General features: G+C 32.4%; 22 protein-coding genes and 1 other RNA gene. 4 read left to right on the forward strand and 19 right to left on the reverse strand.

Annotated features, from left to right (window positions below; genetic code table 11):
* Position 1: 1 nt before the first annotated feature.
* The 8 genes from BK011_05735 to BK011_05770 all read right to left on the reverse strand — a co-directional run bounded on the left by BK011_05735 (position 2) and on the right by BK011_05770 (position 8,990).
* Positions 2 to 859 carry a hypothetical protein gene (locus tag BK011_05735; GenBank protein ID AUD65207.1) on the reverse strand — a complete coding sequence of 286 codons (858 nt, stop codon included), beginning with the start codon at positions 857 to 859 and terminating at the stop codon, positions 2 to 4.
* Between the two features lie 54 nt (positions 860 to 913).
* Entirely contained in the window at positions 914 to 1,651 is a 738-nt protein-coding gene (locus BK011_05740; GenBank protein ID AUD65208.1) for a 5'/3'-nucleotidase SurE, read from the reverse strand.
* A gap of 5 nt (positions 1,652 to 1,656) precedes the next feature.
* Positions 1,657 to 4,353, reverse strand: coding sequence for an isoleucine--tRNA ligase (locus BK011_05745; GenBank protein ID AUD65209.1), 2,697 nt, complete (start codon positions 4,351 to 4,353; stop codon positions 1,657 to 1,659).
* A 228-nt stretch (positions 4,354 to 4,581) separates the two neighbouring features.
* The gene (locus tag BK011_05750) at positions 4,582 to 4,935 is read right to left on the reverse strand and encodes a hypothetical protein (GenBank protein ID AUD65210.1); all 354 of its coding nucleotides are present in this window, start codon (positions 4,933 to 4,935) and stop codon (positions 4,582 to 4,584) included.
* Between the two features lie 8 nt (positions 4,936 to 4,943).
* On the reverse strand, positions 4,944 to 5,534 hold the full coding sequence (locus tag BK011_05755) for a YggS family pyridoxal phosphate enzyme (GenBank protein ID AUD65211.1): 591 nt from the start codon (positions 5,532 to 5,534) through the stop codon (positions 4,944 to 4,946).
* A complete protein-coding gene (locus BK011_05760; GenBank protein AUD65212.1) occupies positions 5,531 to 6,628 on the reverse strand; it encodes a redox-regulated ATPase YchF in 1,098 nt (365 codons plus the stop codon). The genes BK011_05755 and BK011_05760 overlap by 4 nt, the downstream gene beginning before the upstream one ends.
* A 40-nt stretch (positions 6,629 to 6,668) precedes the next feature.
* Positions 6,669 to 7,811 (reverse strand): cell division protein FtsZ, encoded by a 1,143-nt coding sequence (locus BK011_05765; protein AUD65213.1) that lies wholly within the window; start codon positions 7,809 to 7,811, stop codon positions 6,669 to 6,671.
* Positions 7,812 to 7,874: 63 nt separating this feature from the next.
* Positions 7,875 to 8,990, reverse strand: coding sequence for a tRNA guanosine(34) transglycosylase Tgt (locus BK011_05770; protein AUD65214.1), 1,116 nt, complete (start codon positions 8,988 to 8,990; stop codon positions 7,875 to 7,877).
* 152 nt (positions 8,991 to 9,142) lie between these two features.
* Here BK011_05770 and BK011_05775 point away from each other — a divergent pair, with 152 nt between their 5' ends.
* A complete protein-coding gene (locus tag BK011_05775; GenBank protein AUD66157.1) occupies positions 9,143 to 9,589 on the forward strand; it encodes a hypothetical protein in 447 nt (148 codons plus the stop codon).
* 14 nt (positions 9,590 to 9,603) lie between these two features.
* Here the strand turns inward: BK011_05775 and BK011_05780 are convergent, their stop codons facing one another.
* The 3 genes from BK011_05780 to BK011_05790 are packed head-to-tail and all read right to left on the reverse strand — an operon-like array spanning position 9,604 to position 12,121.
* Positions 9,604 to 10,578: a hypothetical protein gene (locus tag BK011_05780; GenBank protein ID AUD65215.1), complete on the reverse strand. Its 975-nt coding sequence runs from the start codon at positions 10,576 to 10,578 to the stop codon at positions 9,604 to 9,606.
* Between the two features lie 14 nt (positions 10,579 to 10,592).
* Positions 10,593 to 11,597 (reverse strand): A/G-specific adenine glycosylase, encoded by a 1,005-nt coding sequence (locus BK011_05785; protein ID AUD65216.1) that lies wholly within the window; start codon positions 11,595 to 11,597, stop codon positions 10,593 to 10,595.
* The gene (locus tag BK011_05790; protein AUD65217.1) at positions 11,597 to 12,121 is read right to left on the reverse strand and encodes a hypothetical protein; all 525 of its coding nucleotides are present in this window, start codon (positions 12,119 to 12,121) and stop codon (positions 11,597 to 11,599) included. Before BK011_05790 ends, BK011_05785 begins: the two co-directional genes overlap by 1 nt.
* A gap of 175 nt (positions 12,122 to 12,296) precedes the next feature.
* Between BK011_05790 and BK011_05795 the strand changes: the two genes are divergently transcribed.
* Entirely contained in the window at positions 12,297 to 12,905 is a 609-nt protein-coding gene (locus tag BK011_05795) for a nitroreductase family protein (GenBank protein AUD65218.1), read from the forward strand.
* A gap of 37 nt (positions 12,906 to 12,942) precedes the next feature.
* On the opposite strand, the gene BK011_05800 is transcribed toward BK011_05795, so the two are convergent.
* Genes BK011_05800 through BK011_05810 form a run of 3 tightly spaced genes read right to left on the reverse strand, consistent with a single transcriptional unit; the run spans position 12,943 to position 18,239 of the window.
* A complete protein-coding gene (locus BK011_05800) occupies positions 12,943 to 15,360 on the reverse strand; it encodes a hypothetical protein (protein ID AUD65219.1) in 2,418 nt (805 codons plus the stop codon).
* A gap of 1 nt (position 15,361) precedes the next feature.
* Complete coding sequence (locus BK011_05805) at positions 15,362 to 17,584, reverse strand: hypothetical protein (GenBank protein AUD65220.1); 2,223 nt, start codon at positions 17,582 to 17,584, stop codon at positions 15,362 to 15,364.
* Positions 17,571 to 18,239 carry a hypothetical protein gene (locus BK011_05810; protein AUD65221.1) on the reverse strand — a complete coding sequence of 223 codons (669 nt, stop codon included), beginning with the start codon at positions 18,237 to 18,239 and terminating at the stop codon, positions 17,571 to 17,573. The genes BK011_05805 and BK011_05810 overlap by 14 nt, the downstream gene beginning before the upstream one ends.
* Positions 18,240 to 18,582: 343 nt before the next feature.
* Between BK011_05810 and ssrA the strand changes: the two genes are divergently transcribed.
* Positions 18,583 to 18,924: a transfer-messenger RNA gene (gene ssrA / locus BK011_05815) on the forward strand.
* 130 nt (positions 18,925 to 19,054) lie between these two features.
* On the opposite strand, the gene BK011_05820 is transcribed toward ssrA, so the two are convergent.
* The 5 genes from BK011_05820 to BK011_05840 form a co-directional block, all read right to left on the reverse strand.
* Positions 19,055 to 19,258: a hypothetical protein gene (locus tag BK011_05820; GenBank protein ID AUD65222.1), complete on the reverse strand. Its 204-nt coding sequence runs from the start codon at positions 19,256 to 19,258 to the stop codon at positions 19,055 to 19,057.
* Positions 19,259 to 19,304: 46 nt separating this feature from the next.
* On the reverse strand, positions 19,305 to 19,928 hold the full coding sequence (locus tag BK011_05825) for a hypothetical protein (protein AUD65223.1): 624 nt from the start codon (positions 19,926 to 19,928) through the stop codon (positions 19,305 to 19,307).
* The gene (locus BK011_05830) at positions 19,925 to 20,119 is read right to left on the reverse strand and encodes a hypothetical protein (GenBank protein AUD65224.1); all 195 of its coding nucleotides are present in this window, start codon (positions 20,117 to 20,119) and stop codon (positions 19,925 to 19,927) included. The genes BK011_05825 and BK011_05830 overlap by 4 nt, the downstream gene beginning before the upstream one ends.
* Positions 20,120 to 20,338: 219 nt before the next feature.
* Positions 20,339 to 20,899 (reverse strand): hypothetical protein, encoded by a 561-nt coding sequence (locus BK011_05835; protein ID AUD65225.1) that lies wholly within the window; start codon positions 20,897 to 20,899, stop codon positions 20,339 to 20,341.
* Positions 20,896 to 21,357 (reverse strand): hypothetical protein, encoded by a 462-nt coding sequence (locus BK011_05840; protein AUD65226.1) that lies wholly within the window; start codon positions 21,355 to 21,357, stop codon positions 20,896 to 20,898. The genes BK011_05835 and BK011_05840 overlap by 4 nt, the downstream gene beginning before the upstream one ends.
* A 432-nt stretch (positions 21,358 to 21,789) precedes the next feature.
* Between BK011_05840 and BK011_05845 the strand changes: the two genes are divergently transcribed.
* The gene (locus BK011_05845) at positions 21,790 to 23,520 is read left to right on the forward strand and encodes a hypothetical protein (protein AUD65227.1); all 1,731 of its coding nucleotides are present in this window, start codon (positions 21,790 to 21,792) and stop codon (positions 23,518 to 23,520) included.
* The last annotated feature ends 77 nt before the right edge of the window (positions 23,521 to 23,597 follow it).

Below are 23,597 nucleotides of genomic sequence, written 5' to 3' on the forward strand. Positions count from 1 at the left end.
TTTATACGTCAAGCAAATATTTTAAATCAACTTTTTCAAACGTATGTGATATTTTATCAAAATCATGTTTCTTTAATGCTTTGTGGGCTTTTTTCATAAATTTCTTTGGAATAACTTTTGTTCCTTTAATAAACCCTGGAACATCTTGGATGTATTTATCTATGACTTCAAAAACTTCTAAAGCATTAAATACTTTAATCTCTTGATGGATTCGATAAAACACGTAATCCAAATGCGGAGGAAAAACAGTCATAGTATGTTCTTTAAACTCTATACCAATAACAAGTTTCTTACCCTCAGTTTTTAAAAAATGATAAGGTGGTACATATGTATCTAAATCTTGATAATATTTTTGTAAATCATAATGTTCATCTAAATATCTATAGATTGCAGATAACTTATCTGTATGCATGATAAAGTAATTACTCATAATAACAGGATTTTTATCAACATAAGCTTGCTTTAACATATGATAAACTTTAGATAAAACTTCGTACTTATAAGGCAGCACATCTTCAAACATTTCGTTGTAAATATGAAAATCAAATCGCTGACAGATTTTCTTCACAATTTCAAATAATTGATTTGCTACATAATTAGGTGTTAATAATGGCATTTCTAAATGAAAATTCAGATCTAAATAACGTGGACTTAACCTGTAAATATCTGGGACTTGAGATTTTGGCGTGATTAAAAACTTGGCTTGATGACCTAGTCTAGGATGTGTATATAAAAATCTTACACTTTGTTCATCCATCTCAGTTTTGATACCTTCGATATCATCAAAAAATTGAATGAGTGTATCAAGGTCAATTTTACGACTTTTTTCCTTGAAAAAATGGATATGAAATTGAGCCATACCGACACCTACCTTTTATATGATTAGTTTATCACAAATATCATGTTTAAACAATTAAGATGAAGGATTCATGATCTCCTTAATTTTAGCATAATCCGTGCGATTAAGCTTAAGTGGTGTTATAGAAACATATCCCTCTTCATAAGCGTTAACATCGCTATCTGGATGTTCCTGATAATTAATAATACTCCCCTTGATATGGAAAATATCAGGTTTTTCTGATTTGACAAATTCTGCATGTTGATATCTTAAACCTTGAGTTGTTATTTTAACACCAATCGGTCTTTGAAAAGATTCCTTTGGGAAATTTATATTTAATATACCATCACCCTCATAAATCTTTGTTTCTAATATTTCATCGAAAAGTTTTATAGTTTCATCGTATAAATATGGTGGCATGGTAAAAGGTGATGAGATAGCAATTGCATCAACACCTAATATCTTTGCTTCATAAGCTGCTGAAACTGTTCCTGAGTAGTATATGTCTTTAGCGATATTTTGTCCACAGTTAATCCCTGATACAACAAGATCAAAATCAACATCAAAAACCTTAAGACCTAGTCTTACAGCATCAGCAGGTGTACCATCTACAACAAGTGTAGCTTTTGAACCATAAAGTGGTTCAGTCACAAATGTTTCTATACGTGATTTTATAGTTATTGCATGACTTTTAGCACTTTGATGTGTCTTTGGTGCAGCAATATAAATATTTCCGTAAGGCGCTAATGCTCTGGCTAGAATCCCTAAGCCTTCTGCTTGATATCCATCATCATTTACAACTAATATATTCATAAATTTCACCCATTTACAATTTTATCACAACGATCACATAATCCATTTTCATGTTTATGATCAACGACATTCCAACAACGATCACAAGTTTCACCTTCTGCCTTTTTAACAGAAACTTCTAACTGATCACTTACTTCAATATGTACTTTAGAAACAATAAAAACTTGGTGCGCTTTAAAATCTAAATGGTCCATTGCTTCTTTTTGTGCTTTTGTAACTTTCAGTTCAACTTCAGCTTGAAGTGATTTTCCGATGATTTTTTGTTCTCTTGCTTCTTCTAATCTCTTTAAGACAAGATTTCTGACTTGTTCTAATGTATCAAAAGCAGCAAGTAAGTTTTCATCGATATTCTCATATATTTCAGGCATATTTTCTAAATAGACGTTTTCTAATTTTTCACCAGGTAAGAAACGATATGCTTCATCTGTTGTATGTGGTATGATTGGTGTTAATAATTTTAGCATATCTAAAAGTGTATCATATAGAACCGATTGAACACTTCTTCGTTCTAATCCATCAGTTTTCTCGATGTATAAGATATCTTTTGTATAGTCTAGATAAAATGCACTCAGTTCATTTGTCATAAATGAAACGATACCACGGTAGACACGATCAAATTGATAGTTATCATATGCTTCAATCATCTGATTAGAAAGTTGTCTAAACTTATCTGTCATGACTTGATTCAATTTACCACGATTTTGATATGAGACATAATCTTTTTTAGGATCAAAATCACTGATATTACCTAAAACAAAACGAATGGTATTTCTGATCTTACGATATCCTTCAGCGATTTGCTTCATCATTTCATCAGAGATTCTTACATCAGCTTGATAATCAACTGATGCTACCCATAATCTTAAAAGGTCAGCTCCTTGTACTTTCATGATTTTATTAGGATCAACCGCATTACCTAAGGATTTACTCATTTTTTTACCTTGACCATCCAATACAAAGCCATGAGAAACGACTTTTTTATATGGTGATTGTCCAAAAGCTGCAACCCCTGTAGATAAAGATGAGTTGAACCAACCTCTATATTGATCAGATCCTTCTAAATATAGGTCAGCTGGATAAGGTAGACCTCTATCTTCTAAAACAGAATGTGAAGTACCAGAATCAAACCAAACATCCATGATGTCAGTTTCTTTTCTAAAGATACCATTTGGACTACCCGGATGTGTATATCCTTTAGGGAGTAAATCTTTAGGATCTTTATCAAACCAAGCGTTAGAACCAAATTCACTAAAAACATCAGCAATATGATCTAGTACCGCTTTATCTAAAATCGGTTCATCATTTTCTGCATAAAAAATTGGAATTGGAACACCCCATGCTCTTTGTCTTGAGATACACCAATCTTCTCTATTTGATATCATATTCGAAATTCTTAGTTCACCCCAAGTTGGAATCCACTCAGCCTTTTTAACTTCATCTAATAACTCATTTTTGATTTTATCGATAGAAGCAAACCATTGCGGTGTTGCTCTAAAGATGACTGGCTTTCTTGTTCTCCAGTCATGCGGATATGAATGGGTAAACTTAGAAAATTTTAATAAAACTCCAAGTTCATCTAGTTTTTTAACAACTTCTTCATTAGCCACTTCATAATACATACCGTCAAATGGTCCTGATGCTTTTGTCATATATCCACGATCATCTACAGGACAGAAAATATCAAGTCCATATTGCTTACCAATTCTATAGTCATCTTCACCATGACCAGGTGCTGTGTGTACTAATCCCGTACCATCAGTATCTGTGACATGATCACCTACAATGATTGGTGATATACGGTCATAAATTGGGTGCTTATATGTTTTTAAGTCTAAATCTTTACCTTTATAGCGTTTTAAGATTTTAGGATCATTAAATCCTAACTCTTTAGAAACTTGGTCTAATAAAGTTTCAGTAACTACATATTTTTTACCGTTTGCTTCAAATAACACATATGTAAAGTCAGGATGAACAGAGATTGCTAAGTTTGCAGGGATCGTCCAAGGTGTTGTTGTCCATATCATATAGCTTGCATCTTTTAAGTCTTTATCATCTGATAAAGCTGGAAAGGCAACATAGATTGAAATAGAAACTTTATCTTGATATTCGATTTCTGCTTCTGCAAGCGCAGATTCAGATGATGGTGACCAATAAACAGGTTTTAATCCCTTGTAGATCAATCCTTTTTCAACCATTTTCGCAAAGACTTTTACTTGTCTACCTTCAAAATCTTTTGTTAAAGTGATATATGGATGATCCCAATCACCTAAAATACCTAAACGCTTAAACTGTTCTTTTTGTCTTTCAACTTGATCCATTGCATACTCATAGCATACCTTTCTATAATCAACTAAAGACATTTCCTTACGATTTACACCTTTTTTAGTGACTGCAGTTTCAATAGGGAGCCCATGTGTATCCCATCCAGGAATATATGGAACAAAATTACCTTTCATAGTTTGGTAACGTAAAACAAAGTCTTTTAAGACCTTATTTAAAGCGTGTCCAATATGAATATCACCATTTGCATATGGAGGTCCATCATGCAAAATAAATGGCTTGTTGTCTTTGTTTTTTTCTAAGACTTTTTTGTAAAGATCCATATCCTCCCATGCTTTTTGAAATTCAATTTCCCTAACCCCTAAATTCCCTCTCATTGGAAAATCAGTTTTAGGCATACTTAACGTGTCTTTGTAATCCATTTTATTCACTCCTTGTTATATAAAAATAAAATCGTCCTTATCGCTAAGGACGAAATAAAATTCCGCGGTACCACCTTAGTTCTAGGTTTCCCTAGCACTTAGTTTATTAAGATTGCTCCAAAGTGATATAAATCATTGTGTTTGTTACTAGGCTTACACCATCCCTAATTCGCTTAAAACCTTTACAAGATTTATGTGTCTTTTTCATTGCAATATTTAATTTTTTTATTATTCTACAATATCTTTTAAGAATGGATCCATCGAGCCATCTTTATATACATCTTTGTTCGCAAACATGAATACTTTTTCTTGTACATGGACAATCTCGCCTTTAATCGCGTAAATGATACCTGAGAAAAATGCAATCACTTTGTTTGCCTGATCAATATCTAAAGGCTCAAAATTTAGAATCAGTGGTGCACCTTCCATCATTTGATCTGCAAGATGTGTAAGATAATTATCATCATCTGAACTTAATTTTTCAAAGATGATTCTTTCATATGTAGACTCTTTAGATTCAAGATTTAATCCATCTTGCTCATGCATTTGCTTTTTATTCTTATTTTTGCCAAAAAGTCCCATATATCCTCCTAGTTTAGCAACTCATAAAATTTTCTACCAATGCGTAAATGTGTCGCGTGATGTTTGATTGCTAAATGATAATCTTCTGTCATCCCCATTGATAAAAGTGGAAGGTTATAAGCTTTTGATAAAGCATTCATTTTTTTGAAAGCTTCTTCAGTAGCAACCTCATCTTGATCTTTACCCATGGTCATAAATCCGACTAATTCTATTTTATCATATTTTTTAATTTCTAAAAGAAATTGGTCCAATTTATCGACATATATGCCACTTTTTTGTGGTTCTTCTGTCAAATTTAATTGAATAAAGCATTTAATTTTCTTAGTTGCGTGTTTCTGGATTTCTTTTGCGACTGATAAACGGTCAAGTGTGTGTAGATAATCAATTTGATTAATGATATCTTTGACTTTATTGGATTGGAGATGTCCAATAAAATGCCACTTAACATCCAAGTCACTTAATGCTTCTATCTTTTCAGTCATCATTTGCACTCTATTTTCACCAAAGTCATGGTAACCTTTGCTATAGATTTTTCTCAATTCTTGCGGTGAAAAATATTTTGATGCACAGATAACTGTACCTTTATAATCTTTAATCATACGTTAAATCTAAAGAGCATGATATCTCCATCTTTAACTAAATACTCTTTACCCTCTAATCTAACTCTTCCAGCTTCTTTAGCTTTTTGAGGTGTCTCGTATTTCAGTAAGTCATCATAAGCTAAAGTTTCAGCTTTAATAAATCCTCTTTCAAAGTCACTATGAATAATTCCAGCACATTCAGGTGCTTTCATACCTTGCTTAAATGTCCAAGCTCTAACCTCTGGTTCACCAGCAGTAAAATATGTTTTTAAGCCAAGCAAATCATAACTGCGATCAATCACTTGATTAAGTCCTGACTTTTTAAGTCCATAAGCTTCTAAGAAATGTGCTTGTTCCTCTGGATTAAGTGATGCGATTTCCATTTCTACTTGTGCAGAAATTAAAACAACTTCTGTGCCTTCTTTATGCGCATAATCTAAAACATCTTGATAAAACTTATTTGAATCAGCTTCCATCAAGTCTTCTTCTGAAACGTTTGCAATATAGATCATTGGTTTTAATGATAATAAATTAAAACTTTTTATCAGTTTTTTATCTTCATCAGAAAACTCCAATGTCCTTGGGCTTATGTTTTGATCAAGTGCTTCTTTGATTTTATTCAAAACTTGTAGTTCTTCTTGCGCTTCTTTAACTTTTGCTTTTGCTTTTTTATCTAATCTAGAGATTCTTTTTTCAACAACTTCCAAATCTGCTAAGTTGAGTTCTAATTTAATCGTTTCAATATCTCTAACTGGATCAATGTTGCCTTCAACATGGGTAATGTTTTCGTCTTCAAAACATCTAACCACTTGGCAGATTGCATCAACTTCACGAATGTGTGATAGGAATTGGTTCCCTAAACCTTCACCTTTTGATGCGCCCTTGACTAAGCCTGCAATATCAATAAACTCATAAGCAGTCGGCACAACTTTTTTTGGTTTATAAATGCGCGCTAAAACATCTAAACGTTCATCTTGTACATAGACAACACCAACATTTGGATCAATCGTCGCAAACGGATAATTAGCAGCTAATGCTTCCGCTTTTGTAATGGCATTAAATAATGTTGATTTACCAACATTTGGTAATCCAACGATTCCTGCTTTCAACATAAATCATTCCTCGTTTCATTAAAAAAGGCTGTTCGCCTTTTTAAAATTTTGATTTTTTAGCAAGCCATGAAGGTAGGCTACGCTTGTTACCTTCTTTAACGCCTTCATGTGCTTCCTCTTCATCGTATTCTTTTTCTACTAAGCCTTGGTCTGTTAATTGCATTTGATCAGTAGATGTCTTGTTAAATATTTCTGAAGCTAAGTTTTCAATCGTTGAACCTTTAGCTTTTAATTCATATCCTGTTGCAATGACTGTTACAATCATTTCATCATCTAAATCTTCATTGACTGTTGTTCCATAAATGATGTTTAGGTCACGATCAGTTGCATTTCTAATTTCTGATAAGGCTTGTCCAGTTTCGATTAATGTAATATTTGTTCCTGAAGTAATATTAACGATTGCATCAGTTGCTCCATCAATAGAAACTTCTAACAATTTAGAGTGAATAGCTTTTCTAGCTGCTTCAATGGCACGATCTTCACCGGATGCAATCCCAACACCCATGAGTGCAGTACCTTTATTTTCCATAACAGTTCTAACATCTGCAAAGTCAACATTGATTAAACCTGGAATAGCGATAATTTCAGCAATCCCTTGAACACCTTGACGAAGCACATTGTCAGATTCTCTAAATGCATCAAGTAATTGAGTTGTTGGCCCAGATACGGCAAGTAATCTTTCGTTTGGTACAACAATTAAAGTATCTACATGCGGTTTCAATTCTTCTAAACCCATAATTGCTGCTTGCATACGAGCAGGACCTTCAAACGCGAATGGTTTTGTAACGATACCAATCGTTAAGCATCCCATCTCTTTAGCTTTTTTAGCAATAATTGGTGCGGCACCTGTCCCAGTTCCACCGCCCATACCAGCAGTGATAAAGACCATGTCTGCATCTTTTAATACTTCTTCAATATCATCAATGGATTCAAGTGCGGCTTCTTTACCAACTTCTGATTTTGCACCAGCACCTAAACCTCTTGTTAAGTATTTGCCTAGTTGAACACGTGTTTCAGCTTTAGATACTTTTAAAACTTGAGCATCAGTATTCATCGCAACAAAAGTGACGCCTTTAACGTCATTTTCGATCATACGATTGACTGCGTTTCCGCCTCCACCTCCAACACCGATAACTTTGATAATAGGTTTTTGATTAAAATTATCTGACTCTCCGAATACCATAGGTCTATTCCCTCCTAGTTACTAACTCTATTTTACACGATTTATCTTTTAAAATAAAGATAATTATCTTGTTTTAAAATAATTTGTCTTTTGTTTCATCTCTTCTTTGAAATCCAAAAGACGATCTTCTTTAATAGCCTGTCTGATTTCTTGCATTAAATGTTTTAAATAAGCCAAGTTCTGATATGTTACAAGTCTCATACCTAATATTTCATTTCCTTTAAACAGATGTCTAATATAACTTTTTGTATATTTTTTTACATGTGTATCTAAATTGGGATCAAGTGGGGTATAATCTCTTTCATAAGTTGCGTTTTTAATGACTACTTTACCTTCTGTTGTCAGTGCCGTTCCGTGTCTTGCGATTCTAGTAGGCAGAACACAATCAAACATGTCCATACCATTGATTACATTTTCAACTAAATCATCTGGTGCACCAACACCCATGAGATATCTTGGTTTATCAACCGGTAAAATCGGGTTTAAAAACTTCGTGATTTCATACATTTCTTCTTTGGTCTCACCAACGGATAAGCCGCCAATTGAATATCCTGGAAAATCCATTTTTATAAGCTCTTCAGCACTATACTTTCTTAATTCTTTATCAAGTCCACCTTGAACAATACCAAAAAGTGCTTGATCTGTAGTAAGTGCATCTTTACCTCGTTTTGCCCATCTTAATGTCCGGTCAACAGAATCTTTCATATACTCATAAGAAGCATATGGCGGTGGACACTCATCAAAACTCATGATAATATCTGCACCTAAGTCTTCTTGGACCTTAATGGAATCTTCAGGAGACATAAACAGTTGTGATCCATTTTTATGATGTTTAAAAAACACACCTTCTTCAGTGATTTTTCGCATATCTGTTAATGAAAATACTTGAAATCCACCACTATCAGTAAGTAAGGCGCCATCCCACTGCATGAAACCTCTAATGCCGCCATGTTCTTTAACGATATCATTTCCTGGTTGTAGCCACAAATGGTATGTATTACCTAGTATAAGGCCTTCTGAGACCTCTTTTATTTCTTCTGGTGTCAAGGTTTTTACGGTTGCTTGAGTGCCTACTGGCATAAAAAAAGGCGTCTCAAATACACCATGTGGGGTTGTTAGTTTTCCTAGTCTTGCACCACTTTGTTTACATGTATGTAATACTTCAAATTTTATACTCATTTTATCAATCCTTTGCTCTTGATATTATATCATACATTTGATACAATGTTAAAGTATTTAAAATATTAGCTGTACCCTAGGAAACCAGCTAAAACAAAACAGGGAGATTAAAAGTGAAAAATTTCGTTTTAAAAGATTTTTTATTGCAGTCTATGATTGCTGCAATGTATGTTGTCTTGGTATTTGTGTTTCAATTCTTAAGTTTTGAAACCGTACAGTTTAGAATCGCTGAAGTTTTACTCATCTTAGTGTTTTTTAATAAAAAGCACTTCATTGGATTAACGATTGGAACATTTGTTGCGAACTATCTCATGAGTCCTTATGGCTTAGTTGATGCTTTGTTTGGTACTCTTGCCACAGTCATAGCTTTAATTCTAATGATTTTAATGAGTAAACCAAAATGGTTATCTTTATTATTTCCAGCGATCAGTAATGGTATTGTTATTGGATTAATGATATCAGTGATGAATCAAATTCCGTTTCTACCGATTGCAATGTGGGTTTTCCTTGGTGAAGCAGTCGTTATGTTACTTCTTGGATATCCACTATATACTTATTTAAACAAGAATCAACATTTTAAAGAAATGATGGGAAGCTAAGTGCTTCCCATTTTTTATTTTATATATGGTTTATAGGTAATGAATTGATGATAAAGTTCATCTTTATTTAAAATTGCACTATTTAAACTTTTATGATGAATACCGCCTGGTTCATATTGACATTCAAATGTGAATGATGAGTGGATAGCATCTTGATCATATGGACCATCTAAACTGATAATCGCAGGATCATTATGAGTATAAACAACCACTGCTGGGTATGATGTATAAACATCAAGACCAATACGACTTATAGGATCATATGCAGATGCTTTAACTGCATCATCACTTAAATTATCAAATATCCATGCATGATCAAAACCGTTAAAAGGAGTATGTTGCATGTCTTTAATAGCGTCTCTAAATCGTTTTGGCTCTCTAAAATCAAAAGGAGTATTTGTGACTTGATCGACGCTTTTTAAAAGGTGTTTTTCATCGATGTTTAAATATTTTGAGGCTTTAATCGTGATTTCATGATCAAGAATTGTTTTATTTTTTTGATTTAGATTAAAATATGCATGATTCGTAATATTACATAATGTATCTTTTGTAGAATGTGCATCAAAATCAATATGTAGTGCACCTTCTTGATCAAGCTCATAAGTGACATCCAAAGTTAGTTTTCCTGGATACCCTTCTTCTAAATCATCTGAAATATATCTGAAGACCACTTTTGAATCTGTCTTAGATACTACATCAAAGTTTTGTGTGGAAAAACCTTTAGGCCCTCCATGAAGCGATGTAACATCTGAATGATAAGGTTTCACTTCATATGGTTGTCCATGAATTTCATAACTAGGGACAACCAGTCTTCCACTTGTTCTACCTATCGTTTTGCCGTAAAACGCTAAATTGTGCATATACTCATCAATCGTTTTTGGAGTAATGATTAAATGATGCCCATGATATTGATACTTATAAATACCAGCACCATATGAAATCAAAGTTACTTCTGCAATTTTATTTTTTAATACAACTGTTTTGATCATATCTATATCTCCAATCACTTGATTTTCCGATGCGCTATAGCCATTGGTATCTGATTTAGTTCATTCGTACTTAACTTGATCCATTCTGTTTTAGGTTTTGTTATAAGTCTTGTTTCATAAACACGCATCATCCAAATTTGGTGTGTAAATATATGTTTAACCGTCTTTTCTTCATGTATGACATCTAAAACTACGCCTTCTTGTTCAAGGTGATTTAACACGTCATATATGCTTTCGCTTTCAAACTGAGGATATTCATACATGCCCTCAAGCAAACTTTCTGTTCGCTTTCTTAAATATATATATCCATTTTGATCATATATTTTTAAGGTCATATAATTAAACTCTTTTTTATCATTAAGTTTGGATAACACTGGTCTTTCGTCTTGAATACCTAACTCATAGGCTTGACAATGTTCTTTAAGTGGACATATCTCACATTTAGGATTCTTGGGTCTACAGATCGTAGCGCCTAGTTCCATCATTGCTTGTGTATACTTATAAGGCGTTGCTTTTTCAATATAGGACTGATTGATTTGATCAAGAGTTTTTCTGTTTTTTTCAGTTCTCATATCATCTGCTATATTCAAATATCTAGATAAGACTCTAATAACATTACCGTCAAGCGCACTATATGGCTTATTATATGCAATAGACATAATCGCACCTGCAGTATAATGACCAATGCCAGGCAGAGATAATACATCCTTATATGCATTTGGAAAAACACTGTTAAAAGATTCCACTATCATTTTTGCAGCTTTCAACATATATTTAAACCTTCGGTAATACCCCAATCCTTCAACATCCTTTTTTAAAGTTTCTTCGTCCGTTTTTGAAAGGGTTTTGATATCTGGATATTTCTTTATAAAACGTTCAAAAAAGGGTAAGACAGTTTCAACTTGTGTCTGTTGAAGCATAATCTCACTTACCCATATGTTGTATGGATTTGTAGTTTCTCGAAAAAGAAGCTTTCTATGATTCTCATCATACCAAGCTTCTAATCTTTTAATATCCATTATAAATCCACTTCTCTTACGCCACAATGTTCAATGACATCATCAAATCTTGTTAAAGTCGACATCACAATGCCGTGACATACAACGATAACTTTTTTATAGTTTTTATATTTCAATAATGTTAAATGGACGCGTTTTTTTAAGTCTTCATATGCTTCCCAGCGATATTTATGACCAACGTTTCTCCTACCTTCAGCTTCAAAGTACTCTTGAAAAGCTCCGCTAACTTCATAATCATAAATGAATTTTGTATCTGGCATCCATTCATGAAGGTCGTTTTCGACGACTAGTTTAATACCTGTTTCTCTAGAGATGATTGCAGCAGTCTGAAGTGCTCTTGTATAAGGTGAAGAAATAATAATATCCGCATCTTTTAGATTCGGATCTTTTGCTCGATCTTCAGCTTGAGCAATACCATTTTCTGTGAGTTTGCCAAACTCATACCCCATCCCAACATAGCCTCGTTCGATGACTTCATCATATCTAGGTTCGCCATGTCTAATTAATATAAAATGTGTTGTCATATGAATCATCCTTTCAAAGTTATTATAACACAAAGCATATGATGTTATCCTATTCACATAATTTTTTAAAAATGATACATTAAAGAAAGAATTCTTGACAAGAATAAAAAAGCATTTTCCAACACTAAAAAACACTCAAATGTTATAATACATCAGTACTAAAGGAGGAGTTAAAATGTCAGAATTATTAAATCGTAGATCGATTAGAAAATATGATCCAAATGTTAAAATATCAAAAAATGAAATGACTGAAATGCTTGAAAAAGCCATGCGTGCTCCATCTTCTATGAACATGCAATCGTATCGTTTTTTCATTGTAGAATCAAAAGAAGCTAAAGAAAAACTACGACCTGTATTGTATGGAAATCAACTGCAACTTGATACATCAAGTGCAATGATTTGTATTTTTACAGATTTAAAGAAATTTGAACTTGCAGAAAAGATATTTGATAAAGCTGTTGAAGCTGGACTTATGCCTGAAGATGTTAGAGAAAGACAGTTAAGAAACATTTCTAATATGGTTGATAATTTAACTGAAAGTTCTATTGAGAAAACAGGATGGCTTGATGCAGGATTAATGTCCATGCAACTCATGCATATCGCTAGAGAACATGGTTATGATACATGCTCAATTGGTGGTTTCAAACATGAAGAGATTGCTGATGCACTGGGTATCGATAAGAAAAGATATAAACCTGTGATGCTTTTATCAATTGGTAAAAAAGCTGAAGATGGATATCCTTCAGTAAGACTTGATGTTGATGATGTAGCACATTGGTTATAGATAATGAAAAGGGCTCAAGAGAGCCCTTTTATTATGATTAAATATCGTATTGAGACATGATTTGTGCTGGCGTTTTTCTAAGCAACATTACAATAGGGAACATCCCTGCTAAAATGTTGATTAAATATGCCATAATTAGTCCTACTACAAAAGTAAGTGCATTTACTGTAAAGAAATTAAACTCACCAATAAAACCTTGTGATAACTTATTTAGTCCGAATGATGCAAGCACATAACCAATAAGTGTTGAAACAGATGTTAATACAAATATTTCTAATAAAAATGATACGAAAATATCGTTTTTCTTAACACCTAAAGCGCGATATACTGATACTTCATAAATTCTTGAAATAAGGCTTGATCTAATGACAAAATAGAACCCGATCATAGATATACCAATCAGTACACCTGCAGTAATTGAAGTAGGAACAATCACTTCTGCTCTAGCTTCTTTAGCATCGGTTAAAGCTTCATCATATATATCAATAACTACATAACTTGCAAACTCAGTTTCTAGTGCTGTTTTTAATGCATCTGAATCATTAGCATACATATAAATACTTGATACACTAGGATCTTCAACTCTCATCTCTAAAATGACTGAGTTTGGAATCACATATGAAATATCATCAAACTCTGTAAATACACCAGAAATTTCAAAATCACTACCTGGCATTGCCTTAGGAAATTGATTTGTATAGTCGTTATTCCCAAACATTTGAATATATAGATTTGTAGAAATAAGTAACTCTCCATCACTTGGTAATACTCCAGCAACTAAAGTTTCATCAAAATATCCAAGTGGTAAGATACCATCTCCCGGCATGACATATAAGAATGCTAAGTTTTCTGTCATATAGATCATTGGAAGCTCACTATCCACAATGCCTGAAATCCTAACATCTCTATCTTTAACTCTTACTTTTTCTTTAATCAAATATTCGTAAGACCATATACCAATCTCTTGACCTCCAGCACCTTGGAACATGCTGCCGTCTATCAATATATCAGCAACAATCTTAGAAACGACGATTTCATCTGTAGTTGGCATCTCACCATATAACAAATCTTTTTCTTCGATATGGTCAATCACATCAATTCTTCCGTTGATAGACACTGATGATAAAGTATCATTAGGTAGTACAAACTGTAGATTTGCACTTCCAAAAGGATTGATATAAAAATCTTCATCAGAGGATCCAATATCATTTAAATCATCCAAATTAAAAGGAATACCACTTTCTCTACGAACTTCTAAATAACCCTTTGGCATTGACATAAATTGTTCTGGCTTTAATAATGCAGTTGCTGAAAACATAGATACAGTAACCGCAATAACCATGCCTGCAATCATAAATGAAAATAGCATGAGCTTTCCTTTGCGGCTTGTGTTTAATATCTTTTGAAAAGCTAACCATAGTGTTTGCTTGATTGATACCATCGTTCTTGATTGTCTTTCAATATGCTCGTTATCTAATACATCTTGATCGAAATTCGTTTCAATCAATTCTTCTCTCGTTTTTCTAACATAATGTTCATCTTTGATAACCACTCCTGAATTATCATCAACAATTTTCATCTTTTGATAAGGTGATTTGATATCTAAATAGAGTGTTTTATTCTTAACAATGAGTTTAATATCTAAATCTTTGAGCTCATCTTCATGATCGCTATAAAGACTTAAATTAACACCATTGGATGATGCATCAGCGATATGACTGTAATCTTTTAAATAAATGGTATCATCTTTACCGATGTGATGTTCATCTGAAGATACATTTTCCTTGTCAGCAATGATTTGTCCATCTTTGACTTCGATAATACGATCTCCATAAAACTCTGCAATATGTCTTTCATGTGTGACAAGAATGACAAGTTTTTCTTGTGAAATTTGTTTGATGATATTCATGATATCAAGTGTATTTTTACTATCTAGGTTTCCTGTAGGCTCATCAGCAATGATGACTCTTGGATTTTTAACTAATGCTCTTGCGATTGCAACTCTTTGTTGTTGCCCACCTGATAACTGCAATCCTTTTTTCTTTCTAAAAGGATACATATGAACAGATTTCAATATGTAATTTACACGTTCTTCAATGATATTAGGATCTTTAATACCCATCATTTTTAAAACAAAGGCGATGTTATCAAAAACAGATAGTTGTGGTAATAAGTTATAGTTTTGAAAAATATATCCAACATATTCATTTCTAATTTTATCCCATGTGTGAACATCATAACCAGGTATAACTTTGTCATCAAAATGAATTGTTCCAGATTGAACTTTGTCAAGTCCCCCTAAAACGTTTAATAACGTTGTTTTACCTGATCCTGAAGGTCCAAGCAGTACAACTAAACCTTTATCAGGGAACTCTAATGAAACATCGTTTAAGACGTGAATTTCGTTTCGTTTTCTGCGATTAAAATATTTATTTAACTGTTCTACTCTAATCATATTATTCACCCCTACTTTGACTTAATGTTTCAATGACTGATTGTTTAAAGACTTTCTTATTAAATCTTAAACCTAACCATGCACCAAAGAGCATAAATGCACCTAATAGTATCATGTAATCTCTAACTTGCATATACTGAATATCCGCTGCAATCAACGTGATATTTGAACTAATCAAGTTAATGATGATCATTGTTATAATAAACCCTACTGTTGACATAATCACTTGTTCTAAGACGACAAGTTGTGCTAGTGTGGTTTTATTTGCTCCAATCGATCTAAATATTGCAAAATCTTTCTTTCTTGCGTTCATCACATTTTTTGTTACTGCATGAACAATAGAATATAGGAATAATCCAAATAATGTTAACAATATCACTGCTAGAAAGCTTAAAAAGAAAACTTGAAGCTCTCTACCTGCTCCCGAAACATTAGCTGGATAATAAACTTTATATATATCCGAATCAATGGTATCTATAACGCGATTACCCGCATAGTATCCATCAACACTTAATGAAATATAATTTTTTGGACTTACTGTATATTGACTTTCCCATAAATCTAAGAAATAATCCTTAATGATTTGATGTGTATCTGGATGAATTCTTGCACCATCAATCTCTTCTGGAACAGAAATCGTTAAGTTAGATAATTCATAAAAATATTCATTATAATTGATATCAAATGCTGTAAAAATTATCGTTTGTCCTGTTAAAACTGTACGATCGCCCTCACCATCGATATAAATATCTTCATCAAATCCTGAGTATTCATCTTTATAAGTCCACATACGATTATCGTTTATTTCAAATGATAAATCATAATTGAGTCTTTGCTCAATTTGAGCTAAAAGACCATAATTAATGGTAGATTCGTCTGAAGTTGGCTGCGCTAAAAATGCTTCTGAAAAATATACAATTTCTCTTTCTAATTTATCAATACCAGAAACGACAAATGTACCAATAGATGTATCACTTGAATCATCTCCATACCACTCATAAGCATTTCCCGCATTTAAAGTAACGGTATCACCAACATTGAAATCCCAATAAGCGCTTATAACGATTTCATTGACTTCTACTGGTAGATTCCCTTCAACATCATTTGCGTTTAATACGATGGCTGAATCTGTAGCCTCTACTCGTCCTCTTCCATAATAGTCTCCACTTGCTTTAGAAAGAAATAGATTTGTCTCATTATAGAAGTTCATTGCTTCTTCATAAACTTCGTTAACAACTCTCATAGATCTAAACGACTCTAGTTCTGCTGCTGTAAACTCAGTGCCATCTCTTTTTTCAATTAAGACTCTAGTTTCTGGAACAGAGGGGAATGTTGATGACTGTTCTAAACCTACTTCTCTAATACCACTAATTTGATTCGTGTAGACAATTGTAAAAACTGCAATGACAATGATTTGCATGATCATTAAGAATATTAATTTTTTAGGTGTAGATAATAAGTTTCTAAGTGCAAATCTAAAAAGAGTTAAAAACCCCATACGCTTTGGTTTTGGAACTTCATTTAAATGTGCTAAATCGTAATCTTTAATTTTTCTATCTTCGACAACTTCACCATCATGCATCTTTATTTTTCTTGTTGCATAATCTTTTACTTGATCATAGTCATGCGTAACGACAATGACAAGTTTATCTTTAGCAATCGTATAAAGTAATCTCATAACTTGTTCTGCTGAACTAGAATCAAGATTACCAGTTGGCTCATCAGCAACAATAACAGGGCAGTCTTTGGCTAGTGCTCTTGCGATAACTGCTCTTTGTTTTTGTCCACCTGAAAGCTTAGAAGCTTTGTGGTTTTTATGAGATGTAAGTCCTACTTTATCGATAAGTTCTAATGCTCTTTTTTTACGTTCTTTAGGATCATAACCTTGAATCTCAAGTGCTAGCATCACGTTTTGAAATACTGTATATGAATCTATAATATTATAGTTTTGGAACACAAACCCTATATAAGTTCCACGATATCTTTCCCAGTCAGCGATGGTATAATGTGATGTTTCTTCTCCAAATAAATATAATTCACCGTCTTCATATCCATCGAGTCCACTGATTACATTTAAAAGTGTAGATTTACCACTTCCAGATTCACCTGTGACAGCGACGAATTCACCAAGTTCAAAATCTAGACTTATATTTTTCATCCCAACAGAGACTGTTTCTTCTGAGCGATAATATTTTGATACTTGATCAAGTTTAATCATTGCCATGTGCATTCACCTCGTTTATTATGTTTAATATGTCAATTGGCTGATCAACAATGTAGCTTGCTTGATGTTTTTTTAAAACCTCTTTTGAACGATATCCCCATGTCACACCAATACTTTTGATTTGTGCATGATTTGCAGTCATCATGTCTACATCTGAATCACCAATGAAAATCACTTCATCTTTAGATAAATTCATTTCCTTTAGCGCAATATAGATCATATCTGGAGCTGGTTTTATAGGAATGCCCTCCATTTCACCCATAGATATATCAAAATAGTCTTTAAATATATCGTGATTTAGTGCTTCAACTAAATATCTATATTTATTAGATACAACAGCCAGTTTATAACCTTGTTCTTTCAATGTACTTAACAATTCTAAAATACCATCATATGGTGCTGTTAAATCATTGTTATGTTTATCGTAATATGTTTGATAAACTTCGTATATTTTCAATATATCTTCTTGAGTCGTTTCTTTTGGAACTACATCTTCTATTAAGTTGATGGCACCTCTACCTATGCCGTCTTTAACTTCCTGTATAGTCTTTTCTGGTAGATTAAAATTACGCATTGCATAGTTCACACTTACAACAACATCATCAATAGTATTTAAGATGGTTCCATCCATATCAAATATAATGCCTTTAATCATCTTTTCACCTCGCGTTTACGGATTATTTTATCATATTTAGTAAATGGTTCAAATTTATTTTCGATTACTTACATATTATACACTATAACTTACATATAGTCATAAAAAAAGGGCTAACAATCGTGACTGTTAATGCCCTGTTTGGCCATAGCATGGGTTTCCCCCTCCACTATTCTAGGTAGTACGAGACCCATACTATCACACCGGTTTGTGATGACAAATGTATTGTCTATCTCAAATATAACGTGAATATTTGATTTGCAATAGGGCGTATATGTCCCATTCGTACTTTTTTTTATTTTTTCTTTACTTTTTTTATGATTTGATGTAATATATATGCGCTGGGGATGTTCTGGATTCGTCACGGCATGAATTCACATATAAGCATGTCATGGTTGCTCATGTAAAAAAGCCGAGGTTTTTAATAACCGGAAACCAAAATTTTTCTTACGCTGCCTAAGAACAGGTGCGAGCCAACTATGAATTTACTTACGGTTCATACGCGGTCCAATTTAGTAAGTTATATTTGTCAGATTTCCTAGTCCGATAAACGAACTTAATTTAGGATATGGTTGTTAACTTTTGTTTGTTTAGTTAATGACTAGAAAACATAAATAAGCTAAGCATGTAGAAATTATGTGATGAAGTGTCTTGCACAGGGGTTCAATTCCCCTCATCTCCACCATAAGAGAGCTTACGCTAACCCCTATGTAAAAGTCATTGCTGGTTATATAATTGTAACTTATTGGCTTGATTAGCGGTTTGTAAAACAAAAAAACAATCAGTTAGTTCCCTCCCCAGGGCTGATTGTTTTTTTATTTACCATTATTTTTTTTAGTTTCTATTTCTTTTTTTCTATCATACTCTTCACAAAATTTTTTAAATCCTTCAGGATCTTCTGCAACGATTTCTAAACAAAGTTCTACTAATCTAATTTTTTGTTGCTCGGTTAAATCAAACTTGTAATCATCAGATATCGGTGGAACAATAATAACTTTAATATCCTTCTTAATCGCCATATTTTTACCTTTATATTGTTTTTATTCAAATTCAAGAGATTCTATGTTATTGTTTCTCATTCTCACTTAATATCCTATTCAATTCTTTCATAGACATAATATATATAAGATACTCCTCTTTAGCTCCTTCATAAAGTATAGGATTACCCTCCACATCAACAAGCAGCTGAAAACCTTTAGATTCATAGATATTTCTGAGTTTTGGAATATCCTTACAATGCAAATAGATTAGTCTAGATGGAAGGTACTTATTAATTTCTTGAACTGATTTAAATATTTCATTAAATAAAACTTCACTCCCAATTGGATATGTTGCTCTATCATTTTTTCCTATTTGTCCAATCAGAAATGCTGGAATTGAATTACTTGATTTCTTTACTCCATTACCTCTAATCTTTTTTTGTAACGTTGCTGATAATCTGTCCAAATAAAATACTTGTCCTGCTATAGCAAAATAAGCAATCAGTTCTAATTCATTTTTTTCTTCATCTAGCCAACATAACAATGTAGTTCTCGAATGATCTGAATATTCAAAAGGAATAGCTTTTTCGTGAATAAAATAATCAACATCTTCATCACGGCTACAAAAAAAACTGGATATCAACTTTTCAGTTTCATCGATTCCAGCTTTTTCTAAGTAGTCATTTAATTTTATACTTACCAAACTCATATATCAGATTTTGCACTGATCTTCTTTTTATTTTGAATAAAAGTCTCTATATCAGTTGCATTCATTCTTTTAACACTTGCTTTACTATGTAAATCAACGGTTTTATGCTGCACATTATTAAGTATACTTTCAAATGATTTGGCAGACTTATTGTTTATTCTGACTACAGTATCAAAACTACATGTTGCCATAATAAAACCTCCCTTTGCTATAGCCCTCATATACGAGAGACATTATCATTTTACCATATGTCTACGGTTTTTCAACAAAAATGTTTAATTAAGTGCTATATTTATATAATTTATTTATAATCATATTAATGGTGTTTTCCCATTTTATGCTAACTATTTCAATTATAATCTAAAAACAAAAAAAAGCAAAGTTTCTATATGATTTTGCTTTTTGGTTTATTAGATAATGTTGTTCTCAATTAAGAGTTGAATCTCTTGAAGGGTGCGTTCTAACCTTTGATTTCTTACTCTTAGAGTCTTGATTTCTGCTTCCAGTTCAGCAACTCTAGGATCCTCTTGAAGTACTTCAGGAGTTTCTTCAGGTTCTTGAACTGGTTCTTCTTCTGAAGGTCTAACTTCTCCTGGTAAATCAACTGTTTGAACACTTTCTTCCTGAAATGAAGTTTCTTCTTGTTCTTCCTCTACGGAATCTTCAATCTCAAACTCTTCAGGATCTGCAGTAATAACGATTTTTTCAAGTTGTACATCTGCTTCCTCTTTGATCTCTTCAAGTTCGGCTTGGCCAATACTTGACATTAGTGTTTCATATTGCTCATCATCGATGTTTAATATGATTTTAACTTCTTCAGGTTTTAACGAAACTGCAGTCTTTTGCTTATCATCATATCGATAAGCACTTGTTGGTGATGCTACACGAACAGCAATTAATCCTTTTACATTAGCTTCTTCTTGAAGTTTTTGTAAGTCCTGGATGTTTTTGATTTGACCATATATTCTCATTTCAATACCTCCATCAACTTTAAGTTTTCTTCTTCAAGTAACTTAATGCGGTCATTAACAGATGCTTTTTGAGTTTCGTAGTTGCTCCTTGCAAGTTCCTGATCTGGGGTAAGTTTACCACCATATTCTTTTTGTCTTGCTAGTATAGGTAATAGATAAGCATTGTCTTTTTCAATTAAATCAAGTTCTTTTTTGGCTTGCTTGATTTTTGTGTTATTTTCTCTAATCTTATTTTTGGCTTCTAACTTTCGTTTTGCTTGATCGCCAACTTCTTTACCTTTTGAGAAGATACCAGGTGATGAGACAATACCCATCAACAAGAAGTAATATTCAAGGTTTTCACCAATGACTTCTAATTCTGGCATAAATGCTGAAGCAAATCCAAGTACCACTAATATTAACGTTGCAACTAATGAAAACCACTGTTTCTTAGTTAATGTTTTCAAATAATCTTTCATTGTTTTTCCTCCTATGATAACAATGTCTATAAGTTTCAGAATAGATTCACCTTTTTCTGTGGATCTTTCACTAAATTGACCGTATTATTGGTCTTTTCAATTTGCAATATCTTGTTTATGACTTCTTTTTTCTTCTTACGATGAGTTGTAATCGTCATTTGATATCCAGTATAAACTCTAAACGATATTAAAAATATCTATATCAAAGTCTATATAAATTAGGTATAAATATAAAAAAATATCGATTATACATAGTTTATTCATGTTATAACCCGAGTTTTGTAGTTGATAAGCAGTGATTAATGACTATACAACAAGTTTACTACATTGTGTGAAACACTTAGATATCTAAAAATAGATATTTAAGTGTTTTTTTAATAGATTAACTATAAAACAAAAATAAATTAAATATATGTTGTATAGAGTTGTCTAATGTGGTATAATAGAGATAAGAATGGGGTTGATCATATGTTTGTTAAAGTAACCACCTCACCTGACAAAAAACATAAAAAGGTTTATTTGGTTGAAGGTTACCGAGATCATGATGGAAAAGTAAAACATAGAACCATTAAGAGTTTTGGAAATTTAGAAGCTTTAGAAAAGAATAACCCAAATGCTCTATACGACCTTAAGCAGTGGGCTAAAGATGAAACGAAGCGATTAAAAGGTAAGGTATCTATTGATATCTTATTTTCAGAGAATCAAAGCAATAGCGATAATTTAGTCAACTATGGGTATATCTTTTTAGAAAGAATATATAAGCAAATAGGTATCTCAAATTTTATGAAAGCTTATCAAGAAAACAAGAAATGCCAATACAATTTAGATGATATCTTAAAGTTACTTGTTTTTTCTAGATGTCTTAACCCATCAAGTAAAAAGAAAACTTACGAAAACAAAGGTAACTACTTTTTTGAGTTTAGTGATTTCAAATTAGAAGACATCTATAAATCACTTGATTATCTAGCGGATATAAAAGATGACTTAACTTATGCCATGCATCAAGGCATAAGTAATCATTATGGAAGAGACTGTACACTTGTGTTTTATGATGTGACCAACTATTATTTTGAATCTGAAGAGATGACAGGATTAAGACAAAAAGGTGTATCAAAAGAACATAAGAAAACAGGTATTGTTCAAATGGGATTATTTATCGATCGAAATGGAATACCAATCACATATGAATTATTTCCAGGTTCAACCAATGATTTAAGCACCATGAAACCAATCTTGGAAAAGATAAAAAAACAATATAATCTAGGTAAGATTACCATTGTCGCAGACAAGGGTAATAATAGTGGTAGTAATTTAGATTATATTGATAAACAAGAAGATAAATATATTATTTCTCAAAAGATAAGAATGAGAGGTAATAAGTTAGCTGATATTGTTTTAGACCCAAAAGGTTACATAGAGAACGCATCTGGAACATTCAAATATAAAACGATAAAGCGTGTTAGAGATATCAAAAACAAAAAAGGTCAAGTAATATCTTCTATCGATGAACACCTCTTATGTTTTTGGTCTTTAAAGGAAGAAAGATACCAACACGCTAAACAAGGAATCTTAGATGAAAAAATCGATAAATTTATGAATGACCCTTCTTTACTCAATGCCTCAAACTCATTCGGTGTAAAAAAATACTTTAAGAAAACCGTTTATGATAAAACTACAGGAGAAGTCGTTAAAGCTAAAAACCATTATGAATTTAATGAAGACAAGTATCAAAGAGATATCGCTTTAGATGGATATTATGCCATCGTTACCAATGATTTAGAATTAAGCCCATCTGAGATTATAGATAAGTATAGAAACTTATCTATAATAGAAGATTCCTTTAGAGTCACAAAGACAGACTTAGAAGGAAGACCTGTTTATGTATGGACTGACGAACATATTAAAGGTCACTTCTTAACTTGTTTTATTGCATTGACACTTTATCGTTTACTTCAAATAGAAACAAACAACCAATACTCTGTTAATCAATTAAAAGAAGCGTTGAATAGCGCCGTTACAGTAAAACTAGCTAAAGGTATTCAAACGTTGCCTAATACCACAGTAGTTTTCAAGAAAATATCTAACCAATATGATATCAACTACAAAAACATGAGATATGAAACGTTGAAATCAAAACTCAAAAAAATACTATACAACAATTAAACTAAATTAAAAAAGAGATAATAATCACTTAAATAGCGGTTATTATCTCTTTTACTCTTTTTTTACTATAAAACTCG

The organism is Tenericutes bacterium MZ-XQ (assembly GCA_002838205.1).
Taxonomy (GTDB): Bacteria; Bacillota_I; Bacilli_A; order Acholeplasmatales; family Acholeplasmataceae; genus Mariniplasma.

Coding starts and splice junctions, on each gene's coding strand:
- BK011_05735 (AUD65207.1), bottom strand. CDS start 859: ATGGCTCAATTTCATATCCATTTTTTCAAGGAAAAAAGTCGTAAAATT.
- BK011_05740 (AUD65208.1), bottom strand. CDS start 1,651: ATGAATATATTAGTTGTAAATGATGATGGATATCAAGCAGAAGGCTTA.
- BK011_05745 (AUD65209.1), bottom strand. CDS start 4,353: ATGGATTACAAAGACACGTTAAGTATGCCTAAAACTGATTTTCCAATG.
- BK011_05750 (AUD65210.1), bottom strand. CDS start 4,935: ATGGGACTTTTTGGCAAAAATAAGAATAAAAAGCAAATGCATGAGCAA.
- BK011_05755 (AUD65211.1), bottom strand. CDS start 5,534: ATGATTAAAGATTATAAAGGTACAGTTATCTGTGCATCAAAATATTTT.
- BK011_05760 (AUD65212.1), bottom strand. CDS start 6,628: ATGTTGAAAGCAGGAATCGTTGGATTACCAAATGTTGGTAAATCAACA.
- BK011_05765 (AUD65213.1), bottom strand. CDS start 7,811: ATGGTATTCGGAGAGTCAGATAATTTTAATCAAAAACCTATTATCAAA.
- BK011_05770 (AUD65214.1), bottom strand. CDS start 8,990: ATGAGTATAAAATTTGAAGTATTACATACATGTAAACAAAGTGGTGCA.
- BK011_05775 (AUD66157.1), top strand. CDS start 9,143: ATGATTGCTGCAATGTATGTTGTCTTGGTATTTGTGTTTCAATTCTTA.
- BK011_05780 (AUD65215.1), bottom strand. CDS start 10,578: ATGATCAAAACAGTTGTATTAAAAAATAAAATTGCAGAAGTAACTTTG.
- BK011_05785 (AUD65216.1), bottom strand. CDS start 11,597: ATGGATATTAAAAGATTAGAAGCTTGGTATGATGAGAATCATAGAAAG.
- BK011_05790 (AUD65217.1), bottom strand. CDS start 12,121: ATGACAACACATTTTATATTAATTAGACATGGCGAACCTAGATATGAT.
- BK011_05795 (AUD65218.1), top strand. CDS start 12,297: ATGTCAGAATTATTAAATCGTAGATCGATTAGAAAATATGATCCAAAT.
- BK011_05800 (AUD65219.1), bottom strand. CDS start 15,360: ATGATTAGAGTAGAACAGTTAAATAAATATTTTAATCGCAGAAAACGA.
- BK011_05805 (AUD65220.1), bottom strand. CDS start 17,584: ATGGCAATGATTAAACTTGATCAAGTATCAAAATATTATCGCTCAGAA.
- BK011_05810 (AUD65221.1), bottom strand. CDS start 18,239: ATGATTAAAGGCATTATATTTGATATGGATGGAACCATCTTAAATACT.
- BK011_05820 (AUD65222.1), bottom strand. CDS start 19,258: ATGGCGATTAAGAAGGATATTAAAGTTATTATTGTTCCACCGATATCT.
- BK011_05825 (AUD65223.1), bottom strand. CDS start 19,928: ATGAGTTTGGTAAGTATAAAATTAAATGACTACTTAGAAAAAGCTGGA.
- BK011_05830 (AUD65224.1), bottom strand. CDS start 20,119: ATGGCAACATGTAGTTTTGATACTGTAGTCAGAATAAACAATAAGTCT.
- BK011_05835 (AUD65225.1), bottom strand. CDS start 20,899: ATGAGAATATATGGTCAAATCAAAAACATCCAGGACTTACAAAAACTT.
- BK011_05840 (AUD65226.1), bottom strand. CDS start 21,357: ATGAAAGATTATTTGAAAACATTAACTAAGAAACAGTGGTTTTCATTA.
- BK011_05845 (AUD65227.1), top strand. CDS start 21,790: ATGTGGTATAATAGAGATAAGAATGGGGTTGATCATATGTTTGTTAAA.